This is a genomic window from Pararhodobacter oceanensis (genome assembly GCF_003076755.1).
In the GTDB taxonomy this organism is placed as follows: Bacteria; Pseudomonadota; Alphaproteobacteria; order Rhodobacterales; family Rhodobacteraceae; genus Pararhodobacter; species Pararhodobacter oceanensis.
The window spans coordinates 615,906-631,060 of sequence record NZ_QDKM01000001.1 but is presented as its reverse complement, the minus strand read 5'-3'; the positions used below and the strand labels follow the sequence as shown (position 1 = coordinate 631,060).

At 63.7% G+C, this 15,155-nt stretch carries 13 protein-coding genes and 1 pseudogene; 5 read left to right on the top strand and 9 right to left on the bottom strand.

Annotation, left to right across the window (positions count from 1 at the left end):
- Positions 1-52: 52 nt before the first annotated feature.
- The 7 genes from uvrC to DDE20_RS02740 form a co-directional block, all read right to left on the bottom strand.
- A complete protein-coding gene (gene uvrC, locus DDE20_RS02770) occupies positions 53-1,897 on the bottom strand; it encodes an excinuclease ABC subunit UvrC (RefSeq protein ID WP_276308522.1) in 1,845 nt (614 codons plus the stop codon).
- Between the two features lie 529 nt (positions 1,898-2,426).
- Positions 2,427-3,239, bottom strand: a complete 813-nt coding sequence (locus DDE20_RS02765; RefSeq protein WP_116556898.1) for an SDR family oxidoreductase — start codon at positions 3,237-3,239, stop codon at positions 2,427-2,429.
- Positions 3,240-3,258: 19 nt separating this feature from the next.
- Positions 3,259-4,239 carry a calcium/sodium antiporter gene (locus DDE20_RS02760; RefSeq protein WP_116556897.1) on the bottom strand — a complete coding sequence of 327 codons (981 nt, stop codon included), beginning with the start codon at positions 4,237-4,239 and terminating at the stop codon, positions 3,259-3,261.
- Complete coding sequence (locus DDE20_RS02755) at positions 4,239-4,427, bottom strand: hypothetical protein (RefSeq protein ID WP_116556896.1); 189 nt, start codon at positions 4,425-4,427, stop codon at positions 4,239-4,241. Before DDE20_RS02755 ends, DDE20_RS02760 begins: the two co-directional genes overlap by 1 nt.
- A 4-nt stretch (positions 4,428-4,431) precedes the next feature.
- Positions 4,432-5,241, bottom strand: coding sequence for a S49 family peptidase (locus DDE20_RS02750; protein ID WP_116556895.1), 810 nt, complete (start codon positions 5,239-5,241; stop codon positions 4,432-4,434).
- 127 nt (positions 5,242-5,368) lie between these two features.
- Positions 5,369-5,980 carry a hypothetical protein gene (locus DDE20_RS02745; RefSeq protein WP_116556894.1) on the bottom strand — a complete coding sequence of 204 codons (612 nt, stop codon included), beginning with the start codon at positions 5,978-5,980 and terminating at the stop codon, positions 5,369-5,371.
- 438 nt (positions 5,981-6,418) lie between these two features.
- Positions 6,419-7,366 carry an aspartate carbamoyltransferase catalytic subunit gene (locus tag DDE20_RS02740; RefSeq protein ID WP_116556893.1) on the bottom strand — a complete coding sequence of 316 codons (948 nt, stop codon included), beginning with the start codon at positions 7,364-7,366 and terminating at the stop codon, positions 6,419-6,421.
- A gap of 156 nt (positions 7,367-7,522) precedes the next feature.
- On the opposite strand from DDE20_RS02740, the gene DDE20_RS02735 reads away from it, so the two are divergent.
- On the top strand, positions 7,523-8,320 hold the full coding sequence (locus DDE20_RS02735) for a uracil-DNA glycosylase (RefSeq protein ID WP_116556892.1): 798 nt from the start codon (positions 7,523-7,525) through the stop codon (positions 8,318-8,320).
- A gap of 56 nt (positions 8,321-8,376) precedes the next feature.
- Entirely contained in the window at positions 8,377-8,919 is a 543-nt protein-coding gene (gene moaB / locus DDE20_RS02730; protein WP_116556891.1) for a molybdenum cofactor biosynthesis protein B, read from the top strand.
- Between the two features lie 603 nt (positions 8,920-9,522).
- Here the strand turns inward: moaB and DDE20_RS02725 are convergent.
- The gene (locus tag DDE20_RS02725; RefSeq protein WP_165814401.1) at positions 9,523-10,431 is read right to left on the bottom strand and encodes a protein-disulfide reductase DsbD domain-containing protein; all 909 of its coding nucleotides are present in this window, start codon (positions 10,429-10,431) and stop codon (positions 9,523-9,525) included.
- A gap of 132 nt (positions 10,432-10,563) precedes the next feature.
- Between DDE20_RS02725 and DDE20_RS02720 the strand changes: the two genes are divergently transcribed.
- The gene (locus tag DDE20_RS02720; protein WP_116556889.1) at positions 10,564-11,127 is read left to right on the top strand and encodes a YqgE/AlgH family protein; all 564 of its coding nucleotides are present in this window, start codon (positions 10,564-10,566) and stop codon (positions 11,125-11,127) included.
- Between the two features lie 66 nt (positions 11,128-11,193).
- Here DDE20_RS02720 and hpaR read toward each other — a convergent pair whose 3' ends face one another.
- Positions 11,194-11,712 (bottom strand): homoprotocatechuate degradation operon regulator HpaR, encoded by a 519-nt coding sequence (gene hpaR, locus DDE20_RS02715; RefSeq protein WP_165814400.1) that lies wholly within the window; start codon positions 11,710-11,712, stop codon positions 11,194-11,196.
- A gap of 347 nt (positions 11,713-12,059) precedes the next feature.
- Here hpaR and ileS point away from each other — a divergent pair, with 347 nt between their 5' ends.
- On the top strand, positions 12,060-14,999 hold the full coding sequence (gene ileS / locus DDE20_RS02710) for an isoleucine--tRNA ligase (RefSeq protein WP_116556887.1): 2,940 nt from the start codon (positions 12,060-12,062) through the stop codon (positions 14,997-14,999).
- Between the two features lie 68 nt (positions 15,000-15,067).
- Positions 15,068-15,154, top strand: a pseudogene (locus DDE20_RS19375) (hypothetical protein); the annotation flags it as partial.
- Between the last annotated feature and the right edge of the window lies 1 nt (position 15,155).

The window sequence follows — 15,155 nt, the reverse complement described above, 5'->3', positions numbered from 1 at the left end:
CCGCGGTTTGCCGCAGGGGCGGGCGGTCAGGGGCAGGGCGGATCGGGGTTAATTAACCATCTCCGGCGTTGAAAAACTCGTAGATCGTGCGCGCCATCCCGTCGGAGATGCCGTTCACCAGTTGCAGATCGGCGAGACCGGCGCGGGTGACCGCTTTGGCCGAGCCGAAATGCGCCAAGAGCGCGCGTTTGCGGGCGGCGCCGACGCCGGGGATCTCGTCCAGCGGCGTGCGGGTGCTGGCCTTGGCGCGGGCGGCGCGGTGGGTGCCGATGGCGAAACGGTGGGCCTCGTCGCGCAGGCGCTGGATGAAATAGAGCACCGGATCATTGTGGCGCAGGGCAAAGGGGCGCTGGCCGGGGCGGTGGAACTCCTCGCGGCCCAGATCGCGGTCCACACCCTTGGCGACGCCGACAAAGGGCACATCGTCGATGCCCAGTTCGGCCAGCGCCTCGGCCACGCTCGAGACCTGACCGACGCCGCCGTCGATCAGCAAGAGGTCGGGCCAGGCCTCGGTCTCGCGGGTCGGGTCGTCCTTGAGCAGGCGCTCGAACCTGCGGGTGATCACCTCGCGCATCATGCCGAAATCATCGCCCTGCGCGCCGGCTTCGCCTTTGATGGTGAACTTGCGGTATTGGTTTTTGATGAACCCGTCAGGGCCGGCGACGATCATCGCGCCGATGGCGTGGGCGCCCTGAATATGGCTGTTGTCATAGACCTCGACGCGGCGCGGCGAGTCCTCAAGATCGAAGGCTTCGGCCAGCCCGGCAAGGAGGCGCGACTGGGCGGCGCTTTCGGACATCTTGCGGCCCAGCGATTCGCGGGCGTTGCGCAGGGCGTTTTCCACCAGTTCGGCCTTTTCGCCCCGCTGCGGCACATGCAGGGTCACATTGCGACCGGCGCGGGCCGAGAGGAGTTCGCGCAGCAGATCCTCGTTCTCCACCGGATGCGAGAGCAGGATCTGTTTCGGCGGCGGTTTGCCATCATAGAATTGCGCCAGAAACGCCTCGAGGATTTCGGGCTCGTCGGCGCCAGCGCCGGTCCGCGGGTAGAAATCGCGGTTGCCCCAGCTTTGATGGCCGCGGATGAAGAACACCTGCACACAGGCCTGACCCTTTTCCAGATGCAGGGCGATGACATCGCCCTCATCGACGCTGCGCGGGTTGATCCCCTGCTGCTGCTGCACGGTGGTCAGCGCGCGGATACGGTCGCGCAGGGCGGCGGCGCGCTCGAATTCCAGCGCGTCCGAGGCCTCTTGCATCTGGTCGGCAAGCTGCGCCTGCACATGGCTGGTTTTGCCCGAAAGAAAGCGTTCGGCATCGGCGACGAGACCGGCGTAATCCTCAGGGCTGATCAGCCCGACGCAGGGCGCGGCGCAGCGTTTGATCTGATACAGCAGGCAGGGCCGCGTGCGATTGGCATAGGCGGTATCGGTGCAAGATCGCAAAAGGAACACTTTTTGCAACTGGTTGAGCGTGCGATTCACCGCACCTGTGCTGGCGAAGGGCCCGAAATAGCTGCCTTTTGTGCTGCGTTTACCACGATGCTTGCGGATCTGTGGAAAGGCATGATTTTTGGCAATCAGGATATTGGGGAAACTTTTGTCGTCGCGCAGCAGCACGTTGTAGACCGGCTTGAGCTGTTTGATCAGATTTTGCTCGAGCAGCAGTGCTTCGGTCTCGGTGCGGGTGGTCAGAAACATCATCGACCGCGTTTCCGAGATCATCCGTGCGATGCGCGCGGTATGGCCGGTCATCCGCGCGTAATTCGACACCCGTGCGCGCAGATCCCGCGCCTTGCCGACATAGAGCACCCGCGCCTCGTCATCGAGCATACGGTAGACCCCGGGCGAGCCGTCGAGCTGGCGCACATAGGAGGCAATCAGCTTTTCACCGGTCAACCGCTCGGGCTGATCGGCTTTGACGCCGGATGCGGCATCGGTTGGGGCGCCGGTTGCGTCATCGGTTGCGGCATCGGGCAGGGGCGCCTCTGGGGTCTGGTCACTGGGGTTTTCGGTCACGGGGCGTCTTTGGGGCTGCTTATTCTGGAGGACTGGCGGGGTTGGAGGACAGGCGAGAGCCGGAAGAGTGGCAGGGGCGCGCGACAACCGCGGCGGGAATCACCTGATTTACAGGCGGGGCGGTGATTCTTAACTGGGGCTGCACCCTAGCGGGAACAAGATCAAGGGCAAAGCTTTCCACGGAACTTGTGGATAACCCTGTGGAGAGGGGATGGGTAAGATCGAAAATCCCATGTAATCGGCCTGTTTCGCTGTTCTGCTCAAAATTTAGGCAGTTTTGTAACGTGTTGATATTGTTGAAGTAAAAAACAGGCGTGACGCAACACATTGATAATCAATGGGATTTTGTAACAGGAATGTGACGCTTTTGCCGCCGGTGGACAAACCCATGTCTGTTGGCAAGGCTGGCTTATTCGACACCCAAGATGTCGGGGGTCTGCCAGGCCAGATGTTGCCCGCCATCGACGCAGAGCAATTGCCCGGTGACCGCGGGCGCATCGAGGAAATAGCCCAGTGCGGCGGTGATATCCTCGGGGTTCGAGCCGCGTCCCAGCACCGTGTGCTGGCGTTGGCGCGCGAAATGATTGTCGCTCTGGCGCGCGCCCTGCAGGGTCGGGCCGGGGCCGATGGCATTGACCCTGATCTGCGGTGCCAGCGCCTGTGCGGTGGTCTGGGTCATCGCCCAGAGTCCCATTTTGGCGATCGTATAGGTCATGAATTCGGGTGTCAGCTTGCGCACCCTCTGGTCGATCATATTGATCACCAGCGATGTGGCGATGGGCTCGCCTGCGGCGTCGGTGCCTGCCTCGGGGGCCTGCGCGGCGAACCCTTGGGTCAGCACGAAGGGCGCGCGCAGGTTCGAGCCGATATGACGGTTCCAACTGTCCAATGTGGCGCTGTGGATCGTGTCATAGTCAAAGATCGAGGCGTTGTTGACCAGCACCGTCAGCGGTCCCAGCGCCTGCGTGGCGGCGGGGATCAGCGCCGCGGTCGCGGCCTCGTCCAGCAGGTCGGCCTGTAGGGTGACGGCGCGCACGCCCAGCGCGCGGGCCTCTTGCGCGGTCTCCTCGGCCTCATCGGCGCTGGCGGCGTAATGCAGCGCCACATCATAGCCGCGCCCGGCCAGATAGAGCGCCATCGCGCGGCCCAAACGCCGCCCCGCGCCGGTGATCAGGGCGGCTTTGTTTGGCACCGCGCCTTGGCTGAGTTCAGAGCCGCTCATCATCCCCTCCGTGGTCAGTTCAATAGAACAACTGGATCACATAGAGCGCATAGAGGAGCAAGAGGCCGAGCCCCGCCCGCCATGTGATGCTGCGGCCGGTATAGACGAAAAAGCCCAAGAGCGCCGAGGCGGCGGCCATCACCCAGAGGTCAAGCTGCAACATCTCGAGCGGCACCGGAATCGGGCCGATCAGCGTGGCGACACCGATGATGCCCAGAAGGTTGAACAGGTTCGAGCCGATGACATTGCCCATCGCCACGCCAGCCTCACGGCGCAGCGCGGCGGCCACGGTGGTGGCGAGTTCCGGCAGCGAGGTGCCGACCGCGACCAGCGTCAACCCGATCACCGCATCGCTGACCCCCCAATAGGTGGCGATATCGACCGAGCCATTGACCAAAAGCCGCGCGCCCACCGGCAGGCCGATAATCCCCGCCAGCAAGAAGAGCGCGATTTTCCAGCCCGAGATATCGGGTTCGACGCCCTCAAGTTCCAGCCCCTCGTCATCGCAGAGCGGGTCACTGGTGGTGCCGTTACCGTTGCAAATCTCGTTCCGATGCGCCCGCGCGCGGCTGTAGCTGTTCCATAGCATCAGCGCGAGACCGGCCAAAAGCGCCAGCCCGTGCATCCAGGTCAGCGGGCCAAGGAAGGCGAGACCGATAAACAGCGCCGTTGCCGCCATCATCATCCAGAAATCCCGCGCCAGCGAGCGCGCCACCGGCACCGCGGTGATCAGCGCCGGAATGCCCAGCACCAGCAGGATATTGGCGGTGTTCGAACCGACCACATTGCCCAGAGCCAGCGCCGGAGCATTGCCCAGAATCGCCTCGATCGAGACCAGAAGTTCCGGCGCCGAGGTGCCAAAGGCGACCACGGTCAGACCGACGATCAGCGCCGGTATCCCCAGCCGTAGGCTCAGGTTGACGGCGCCTTTGACCAGCGCGTCACCGGCAAAGACCAAAAGCACCAATCCGGCGATGATCATCGCAAAGTCGAGTAGCATCAGCGATACCTGCAGTCAGCCCGGTCGCAGCGCGCGGGTGTGTTGGAAAAATTCACCCGTTTGCACGTCGGGCATCGCAGCCGGTCCAGCGCTTTGGGCTTGGCTTTGCCTTTCGGGCGAAAGGCTTTTTGCAGCATGGCCATCACCAGCATGAACAGCAAAAACAGGATAACGGCGCGTAAAATCATATATTTAGACGCCGAGCCGCGCCCAGAGCGCAGCCTCCTCAATGCCGCCGAGCGCCGAATCCGCCAGCGACAGTCCCAGCCGCGAGATCAACCGGCGGCGCGGGCCGAAGACGCGAAACCGCACCTCTTTGCCATATAGGTCCTTGAGCACCGGCACCGGATGGCCGAGCCCGTCCGCCAGCCCCAGCCGCACCGCCTCGGCGCCGAGCCAGAAGCTGCCGTCAAAGAGCTCATCCTCGCTGCTGAGCCTGTCGCCGCGGCGGGTTTTCACATGGTCGATAAACACGCCGTGCATCTGCTCTAACAGCGCATCAAGCCGCGCGACATCCTCGGGGCGCTCAGGCTGGAACGGGTCCATCTGACTTTTCGAGCGTCCGGCGGTATGCACGCGGCGCTCGATGCCGAGTTTGCCGATTGCGTCCTGCAGACCGAACCCCGCCGAGATCACCCCGATCGAGCCGACAATCGACGCCGCATCGACGCGGATATCATCGGCCGCGCTGGCGATCCAATAGCCGCCCGAGGCCGCCGCATCCTCGACAAACGCATGCACCGGCAGCTCGGTCTCGGCGGCCAAGCGGCGGATGCGGGCGCCGATCAGCGCGCTTTGCACCGGCGAGCCGCCCGGCGAATTGATGATCAGCGCCACCGCTTTCGGCTTGCCGGATTTGAACGCGCGTTCCAGCAGCGGGGCGACTGCGGCATCCGAGAGCCGCCCGCGCCCGTCGGCAGCGATCATCCCTTGCAGGCGCACGATATTCACGCGCGGCACACGGCGCAGCAGGCGTTTGACGATAGAGGGCTGTTTTTCCATCCCCCCGATGTATGTGAGCCGAGTGCCGCCAACAAGAGCGCGACCCGAGTTGCGGGCGAAAAATCCCGCGTTTTGAAGCCTGCGCGGTTTTGCCGTTCTGGCTAAGGGGTGGCGGCTATAGCGGCGGCTATGGTGTGGGCGCGCTCGCGCTGGTGGATTGGTCGCGGTGGTCGCGCAGCAATCTATAGACCGCGCGCGCGTCACCGATCCGGCGAAACCCGATCGGTATGCGCGCGGTGCGAGTGCGGCCGCGGCCGGATTTCGAATGGCTGCGGTAGCTGCGCAATTCCTCGGCGAACCAAATCGTGCCCGGCTGCCCGTCATCGAGGCTGAGCTGGGACATCTCGCTATAGGCATAGCGTTTGAGCCGCCGTTTGCCGAGTGGCGCGGTAGCGATATAGGCGGCCTCGGTGGTCAGCGTATACCAGGTGTGGCGGCGCAGATAGACATCCCAGAACAGCCGCCCGCCCAGCATATAGAGGCCGGTGCCGAAAAAGATCACCCCGACAATCGGGAACAGCAGGAACATCAGGCCGAGGGCGCCGGCTTGGTCCATACTCCCGAGGATCGCCCAGACGCCGGTCAGCCAGAAGGCCGAGAAGCCGCAGAAGAACAGGCCCATAAAGGTTTGCGGGCTGATCAGATCGGTCCAGATGATGGCGTCGTCGGGCTGGCCTTGCCAGAGGATCTCTTCGCCCTGATCCAGGATGCCCTCCCAGCCGCTGGGGGATGTGCTCATGCTGCGCTCCGTGATGTCCCTGCCGCATGTTTGCAAGCCGAGCGGTTCGGGACAAGGAAAAACGGTAGGGGCGGGGGGCGGTGGCGTTAAGGGCAACCCTTGAGCCCCCCTTTCCCCAAAGCCCTCCGCAACGCACAAAGGGCCGCGCCCGATCCTGGGTGGGCGCCCCAGCCTCGCCACAAGGCGGTGCACTCGAAAGCACGAATACCGCGCGAGCCTCTCCCGCCATCGCCAATGCGCCCTCCCATGGGGAGGGGCGGGCGCGGCCCGTGGTTCCCACGGGCGTGGCGGGTGGGGAAGTGGCTCTGTTCGGGCAGCGGTAAATGCCCTGCCGGTGGGGAAGGTCGGGCGCGGCTCGGGGTTCCCACGAGCCTGACGGTGGGGATGTGGCTCTGCTAAAGGCTGCGCTTAATGCGCTGCCGTTACGCGGCGGGCGCCTTAGCCCTCACCCGCGCGCGACGCTTTGAGGTTGCGCGCCAGCAGGTCCATCGCCGCCATCCGCACGGCGACACCCATCTCCACCTGCTCTTGGATCACCGAACGGTTGATGTCATCGGCAATCGTGCCGTCAATCTCGACCCCCCGGTTCATCGGCCCGGGATGCATGACAATCGCGTCCGGCTTGGCATGGGCGAGTTTCTCGGCATCAAGCCCGTAGCGGTGGTAATATTCGCGCTCGGAGGGGATGAAGCCGCCGTCCATCCGCTCTTTTTGCAGGCGCAGCATCATCACCACATCGGCGTCCTGCAGCCCCGCCTTCATATCGTCATAGACCTCGCAGCCGAATTCGGCGACACCGGCGGGCATCAGCGTCGGCGGGCCAATCAGCCGCACGCGGTTTTCCATCTTGCCCAAGAGGATCAGGTTCGACCGCGCCACGCGGGAATGGGCGATATCGCCGCAGATCGCCACGATCAACCGGTGCAGACGGCCCTTCTTGCGGCGGATGGTTAAGGCGTCCAAGAGCGCCTGCGTCGGATGCTCATGGCGCCCGTCACCGGCATTCAACACCGCGCAATTTACCTTTTCTGCCAAGAGGTTAACCGCGCCCGAATTCGGGTGCCGCACGACCAGCAGATCGGGGTGCATGGCGTTCAGGGTCAGCGCGGTGTCGATCAGCGTCTCGCCCTTTTTCAGGCTCGAGGATTGCATCGACATATTCATCACATCAGCGCCCAGCCGCTTGCCCGCCAGTTCAAAACTGGCCTGCGTGCGGGTCGAGTTCTCGAAGAACATATTGATCTGGGTCAGCCCCTTGAGCGCGTCGGACTGTTTATGCGCCGAGCGGTTGAGGGCGGCGTATTCCTCGGCCTTGTCGAGAATCGCGGTGATCTCGACGGGGTGAAGCGGCTCGATCCCCAGAAGATGGCGCTGCGTGAAAGTCATCCTTGCCCCCTTTGGCCTGTCGGTGGCGGTATAGAAAGGGGCGCGCGCGGGGGCAAGCATTAAGCCCTGTTGGCGGTGGCCGTCCGGCGGGCGGAATGCATCGCCGCTGCACGCGACTCATTGGCCCCGCCCGCGGCTTGCGCTAGGGTCGGCGCCATGACGATGGTGGTGGATTGGCATCTGGCCCGCGCCTTGCTGGAATGGCAGGTGGAACTGGGCGTGACGGACACGGTTCTGGCAGAACCCGTGGACCGTTTCGCACGCGTGGAGCCGCCCGCCGCCGCTGCTGCTGTCCCGCAGCCGGGGCAGGTGGCAGCGCCGCCGCCGATGCCGCAACCGCAAGAGATCGACACGGTTGCCGAGGCCAGAGCCGCCGCTGCTGCCGCTCAGGATCTGCCGGCGTTGAAACTGGCGCTACAGGGGTTTGCCCATTGCGAATTGCGCCGCGGGGCGCGCAATTGCGTGTTCGCCGATGGCAACCCGCAGGCGCATGTGATGGTGATCGGCGAGGGGCCGGGGGCCGAGGAAGACCGCAAGGGCCGCCCCTTTGTCGGCGCCTCGGGGCAGCTGTTGGACCAGATGTTCGCCGCCATCGGTCTGTCGCGGCGCAGCGAGGATCCGGCGAGCGCGCTCTATATCACCAATACCGTGCCCTGGCGGCCGCCCGCCAACCGTGAGCCGAGCAAACACGAGCTGGCGATGCTGCGGCCGTTTTTGTTGCGCCATATCGAGTTGGTTAAGCCGCGGCTCTTGGTGCTGGTCGGCAATACCGCCTGTGAGGCGCTGCTGAATGCGCGCGGGATCACCAAACTGCGCGGCACTTGGGCCGAGGCGCAGGCATTGCCCGCCATGCCGATCACCCATCCGGCATTCTTGCTGCGCTTTCCCGAGGCCAAACGCGAGGCTTGGGCCGATTTGCTCGAGATCAAGGCACGGCTTAAGTCCTTGGGCTAGGCGGGGCCCGTCGCAGGGTTAACGCAGCGAATTCATGATTAATAACGGGGGCAAATATGTCTCGACTGGATGAAACGAAACCCTTTGTGCCGGTGCGGATTGCCGTGTTGACGGTCTCGGACACGCGGACATTGGCCGAGGACCGCTCGGGCGGGACTTTGGTCGCACGGATCGAGGGCGCGGGGCATATGCTGGCGGCGCGCAAGATCATCCGGGATGAACGCGCCGAGATCGCCGCGCAGCTCCGCGCTTGGGCGCAAGACCCTGAAATTGATGTGATTATTTCCACCGGCGGCACCGGATTGACTGGCCGCGATGTCACCGTCGAGGCGCATCGCGATGTCTATGAGAAGGAGATCGACGCCTTCGGCACGGTCTTCACCATGGTGTCGATGCAGAAAATTGGCACTTCAGCGGTGCAAAGCCGCGCCACCGGCGGGGTTGCGCATGGCACCTATATGTTCGCGCTGCCCGGCTCGACCGGCGCCTGTAAGGATGCCTGGGACGAGATCTTGGTGAAACAGCTCGATTACCGGCATTTGCCGTGTAATTTCGTCGAAATCATGCCGCGTTTGGAGGAGCATATGCGGAGGAAGTAACCCTTTGGTAAGGGGCATGGGCTATCCTTGGTCGAACCGGTTGGCTGCGGTAGTTGAGGGCATTGTAAGCGCTGTTTGATGCGAAGGGACGCGGCTGACCCTGGGTGGGCGCCCGCCGTTTTCACGACGTGCTGTGCTTGAAAGCGGTGATGTCGGTTGCCTTGTGAATGTCATCGCCAATGCCCCCCCCATGGGGAGGGGCGGGCGCGGCCCGTGGTGCCCACGGGCGTGACGGTGGGGATGTTGCTCTGATGAGGGCAGCGGTGGGCTGGGGTGTTGCTCGGGCTTGCCTTTGGGGCGTCAGCATTTGCGGGGTGCGGCTAGCTTCTGGGCGCTGTGGTCTTTGAAGCGCTTTGTTCCGAAGTCTCTGTAAAGCGAGAAGGGACGCGCCTGACCCTGGGTGGGCGCCCCATCCTCGCCACAAGGCGGTGCACTCAAAAGCACGAATGCCGCGCGAGCCTCTCCCGTCATCGCCATGGCGCCCTCCCGGGGGGGAGGGTCGGGCGCGGCCCGGGGTGCCCCCGGGCCAGTAGGTTGAATTGTTGGGAGGAGGGCAGACCCCGTGACGAGGCTGCCGGTTCTTTGTTCGTCCGCCCCAACAGGTTAACCCGCGGTGCAGCCTTGGGCTTCGATCATCTGGCTGCCCGACAGGATGGTGAAGCTGACCGCCGAGCGGTTGATTCCGACGGCGCCGCGTTCGGGGTCGCGGATGCGGGCTTCGGCGACCAGATCCCCGCCCTCGCGCCATGTTCGGCTGTTGGAAATCCAATAGCCCGAGCCGGGCAATTCCATGATGATTTGCTCTTGCGCGCCGACCGGCGGCAGGGTCGCGCGCAGGGTCAGACGGGCGCCGCGCCGGGTTGGCTCCAAACGGCAAGTGGCGCGTTGCAAACCGTGGCGTTCGGCGGGCTGCGCGCCCTGACCCAGCGCACCCGCGATCCGCCCGTCCTCGGCACCGCCCCCGCGCAGGGCGCCGCTGACCTGTAGATCCGCCGGCACGCAGGTGTCGCGGCACACACCGATGTTCAATTCGCCGATGATCGCCATCGGGCGGGCGGCATCACGCGGGGTGATGCGCAGCGGCAGGATCAGTTCTTCGGTAAAGCCGAAACTGCGCAACCCGTTCTGGTCGATGATCTCAGGGCGCGGCCAGATCGCCTCGATGCTCTGGATATTTTGCGATTGCGACCAGTTCAGCCGCGGCGCGATCCCGGCATCCCCCGGCACCCGCCAATAGGTGTGCCAGCCCGGCGCCATGCGCAGCCGCAGCGCCGCCATCCGCGTGCCCTGCGCGGTCTGCCAGCCGGGCAGGATATCGGCCTGCACCACCGCGCCAAGCCCGCCGGATTGCTGCGCCACCACCGGCGCCGCCAATCCCAGCCCCAGCCCCAATCCCAAACCAGAGGCGAGAATAACGGCGGGCAGGGGCGGAGAGGTGCGGCGCTGGCCCATAGGCAGATGGGCCAAAGCGCGGTGGGCCGCAGTGGCCAGATGCTTAACGATGTTCTTCATACCGCCAGCAATACCACCAAGCCTGCCGGGGGAAAGTAAAAACAGCGTTAGCAGCCCCGCCTGCTCTTGGCTTTCGCGCGGCGGCGGGCCAGAGTTGGGGCCAAGGTTAAGAGCAGGGCATAAGAACCGGTTATGGATTTTGATCTGACAGGCGACATCCTGATTTCGACGCCGGCGATGGCCGATCCGCGTTTCGAACATAGTGTGATTTTCCTCTGCGCGCATAGTTCCGAAGGCGCCTTCGGGCTGGTGCTGAACCGGCCGATGACGCAGCCGACGATGGCCAGCGTGCTCGATCAGGTGGGGGTTGAGGATCATGGTAAACTCGCCTCGACGCCGGTGATGCTGGGCGGGCCGGTGGAGACCCAGCGCGGCTTTGTGCTGCATGCGGGCAGCGCCGATGACGACCCCAGCGGGCAAGAGATTGGCGAGGGGCTGGTGCTGAGCGCCTCGACCGAGATCCTGAAGGTGATTGCCGAGGGCAAGGGGCCGAAGGACTGGCTGTTGATGCTGGGCTATTCGGGCTGGGGTCCGGGGCAGTTGGAGGCAGAGATCGCGCAGAACGCCTGGCTCACCTGCAAGGCCCCGCAATCGCTGATTTTCGACCCGAAACCCGGTGAGCATCAATGGCTGGATGCGCTGAAATCTATGGGCGTGGATCCGGTCAGCCTGTCGTCGATCTCGGGCCGCGCCTGAGGCGGGTATGGGGTGCAGGCAGGGTCTTCGGGCAGGGGGCGGCGTGGTTAACGCGCGCCGGAGCGGTCATTCGGGATCGGGCAGATCCTCGGTGATCTCGCGCAACTCATTGAGCAGATCGAGCAAAAGCTGCATCTTTTCCGTGCCGAACGCCTGATCAATCTCGCGGCGGGTTTCCTCGGATTGCACCACCAGATCGTCAAACAGCGCCTTGCCCTTGGGGGTCAGCGTGACCATATGGCGGCGCGCATCCGAACAGGCGACCTGCAGGATCAGCCCGCGTTCGGCCAGCGCGCGCAGGATACGGGTCAGCGAGGGCGGCAGGATCACGCAGCGCTGGCATAGGGTGCCGGCATCCAGAGGCTCGCCATCGGCCAGCGCCCGCAAAACGCGCCATTGCGGCAGGGTCATATCCTCGGCATCGGCATAGCGTTTGAACCGCCGCATCGTCGACTCGCGCGCCCTGAGCAGCGCCACGGTCAGAGAGCGCTCGTAATATTCGCGCCCCGAAGGAATGCCTGCGCTGCCAGCGGTTGGGGTGGCGGCGGTGGGGTGAGTCGGATCGGCGTTTGGCTGTGCTTTCATACGGTAATAATCGCATTGCGCCGGATGATTGCAACATGAAACTGTGAAAACAGGGTTAATTGCGCCGATTTGCCCCCCGGTTTGCCCGCCGTTTAGCCAAGTACGTGGCAATCCGGGCCTGCAACGGCTGCATTTCCTCGCCAGCCGGGCCGCTGGCCCCGTTGCCCCCCGCCGGATCGCGGCGTATAGAACCCTCATGACGTATCGCCATCTGCCGCTTGGCCCGATCATCATACGAATTAGCAGCCCGGCGCTCTGATCCAGAGTGGCCGGGAAAAGGCGTATGGAGCTATACGCCGCGCTTTGCTAATTCACATTCAAATCCCCAGATGACCGGAGCCCACGATATGTGTGCCGATATGCCCGACTATAAAGACACCCTGTTTCTGCCCCAAACCGATTTTCCGATGCGCGCAGGTCTGCCGCAGCGCGAGCCTGACTGGCTGGCGCATTGGGAGAGCATCGGCATCTATGACCGACTGCGCGACAAGGCCAAAGCCGGAGGCCGCACGCCCTTTACCCTGCATGACGGCCCGCCCTATGCGAACGGCCATCTGCACATCGGCCATGCGCTGAACAAAGTGCTGAAAGATATGGTGGTGCGCAGCCACCAGATGATGGGGCATGACGCGCGTTATGTGCCGGGTTGGGATTGCCACGGGCTGCCCATTGAGTGGAAGATCGAAGAGCAATACCGCGCCAAGGGGCTGGATAAGGACGACGTCGATATCGTCGCCTTCCGTCAGGAATGCCGCAAATTCGCCGAGGGCTGGATCGACGTGCAACGCGCCGAGTTCAAGCGGCTGGGCGTCACCGGCAATTGGGACGATCCGTATCTGACGATGAATTACCACGCCGAGGCGGTGATTGCCGAGGAATTCCAGAAGTTCCTGATGAACGGCTCGCTCTATCAAGGCTCGAAGCCCGTCATGTGGTCGCCGGTCGAGAAAACCGCGCTGGCCGAGGCCGAAGTCGAATATCACGACAAGGAAAGCTTTACGATCTGGGTGAAATTCACCGTCGATCAGACCGATGATCCGGCGCTTGAGGGCGCGCAACTGGTGATCTGGACGACGACGCCCTGGACGATCCCGTCGAACAAGGGCGTGGTTTTCGGCAAGGATATTGCCTACGGCATCTATGAGATCACCGATTGCCCCGAGGAGTCGTGGGTGAATGTCGGTGACCGGTATTTGCTGGCCGACAAGCTGGCCGAGGATGTGCTGACCCGCGCGCGACTTGAGGACGGGATGTATCGCCGTGTGGGCGATGTGGATGCGAGCCAGATCAAGGGCTTGCGCCATCCGCTGCACGGTGTTGAGGGCGCGGGCGGCGAATGGGATGATATCCGCGATTTCCGCGCCGCCGACTTCGTCACTGATGACGAGGGCACCGGCTTTGTCCATTGCGCGCCGAGCCACGGGATGGAGGAGTTCGAGCTTTACCGCGATCTCGGCATGCTGGAACAGGTGATCACCTATAACGTGATGGAGGACGGGCGTTTCCGCGACGATCTGCCGTTCTTTGGTGGCAAGGCGATCCTGCGCGAGAGCCTGAACAAAAAGAACAAGGCGAACCCGTGGGAGGGTGACGCGAATTCGGCTGTGATCACAAAACTCGCCGAGGTCGGCGGTTTGTTGGCGCGTGGCAAGATCAAACACTCCTATCCGCATTCGTGGCGCTCGAAAGCGCCGGTGATCTTTCGCAACACGCCGCAGTGGTTTGTCGCCATCGACCGGCCGCTGGGCGACGGGATGGATGAGCACGGCACCACGATCCGTGAGCGGGCGCTGACCTCGATCGACGCGCTGGTGACATGGACGCCGAAGACCGGCCGCAACCGGCTCTATTCGATGATCGAGAACCGCCCTGACTGGGTGCTCTCGCGTCAACGCGCATGGGGCGTGCCGCTGACCTGCTTTGTCAAAAAGGGCGCGAAACCCACCGATGCGGAGTATTTGCTGCGTGACCCGCAGGTGAATGCGCGGATTTGTCAGGCATTCGAGGCCGAAGGCGCGGATGTCTGGTATGTGCAAGGATTCAAAGAGCGGGTGTTGAAAGACCTGCATAATCCCGAAGCCTATGAGCAGGTTTTTGACATTCTCGATGTCTGGTTCGACTCGGGCTCGACCCATGCATTCGTGCTGCGCGACCGTGAAGACGGCACCGCCGACGGGATCGCCGATGTCTACCTTGAGGGCACCGACCAGCACCGCGGCTGGTTTCATTCCTCGATGCTACAAGCCTGTGGCACCAAGGGGCGTGCGCCTTACCGGCAGGTGGTGACGCATGGGTTTACGCTGGATGAGAAGGGCATGAAAATGTCCAAATCCATCGGCAACACCATCGTCCCGGAAGAGATCGTCAAGCAATATGGCGCCGATATCCTGCGGCTCTGGGTGGCGCAGGTCGATTTCACCGCCGACCAGCGGATCGGGCCGGAAATCCTGAAAGGTGTGGCCGATAGCTACCGGCGTTTGCGTAACACCCTGCGGTTCATGCTGGGCGCGCTGAACGGTTATGACGCGGCGCAGCCCGTGGCGCGGGCGGATATGCCCGAGCTTGAGCAGTTGATCCTGCACAAGCTGGCGGAACTGGACGTGGTGGTGCGCAAAGGCTACGCCAGCCATGATTTTCAGGGCGTGTTTCAGGCGCTGTTCAGCTTTGCCACCACGGATCTCTCGGCGTTCTATTTCGACATCCGCAAGGACGCGCTTTATTGCGATCCGATGGGCAGCACTCTGCGGCAATCGGCGCTAACGGTGATCGACGCGGTATTCCACCGGTTGACCACTTGGCTGGCCCCGATCCTGCCCTTCACCACCGAGGATGTCTGGCTGTCGCGTTTCCCCGAAGAGGGCGGCTCGGTGCATCTGCATGACTTTATGGAGACGCCTGCGGACTGGCTCGACCCCGAGCTGGCGGCGCGGTCACTGAAGCTGCGGGCGGTGCGCCGTGTGGTCACCGGCGCGCTGGAAGTCGAGCGCCGCGCCAAGACCATCGGCGCCAGCCTTGAAGCCGCGCCGACGGTCTATCTGTCGCCGGAACTGGCGCAGATCATCACCGACAAGGACCGTTTCGCGACGCTCTGCATCACCTCGGACCTGACGCTCAGCACCGATCCGGCGCCCGAGGAGTCGTTCACCATGGAGGACGTGGAGGGTGTCGCGGTGAGCTTTGCCCATGCCGAGGGCGAGAAATGCCAGCGCTGCTGGAAAATCCTGCCCGATGTTGGCACCCATAAGCACCCCGCGACCTGCAAACGCTGCAGCGACGCGCTGGGTTAACCACGAACTGGGTTAATCAAGAGATGGGTTAACGGTAGATCGGGCGGTCCTAAACGGGCCGCCCTTTTTGCATCGCGCCTGTTTCTGTCCGGCGGCCCTTGGCCGCCGCCGCATTCTATGATCTGTCACATGTGAAGGATTTACTGCAGGGGTGAG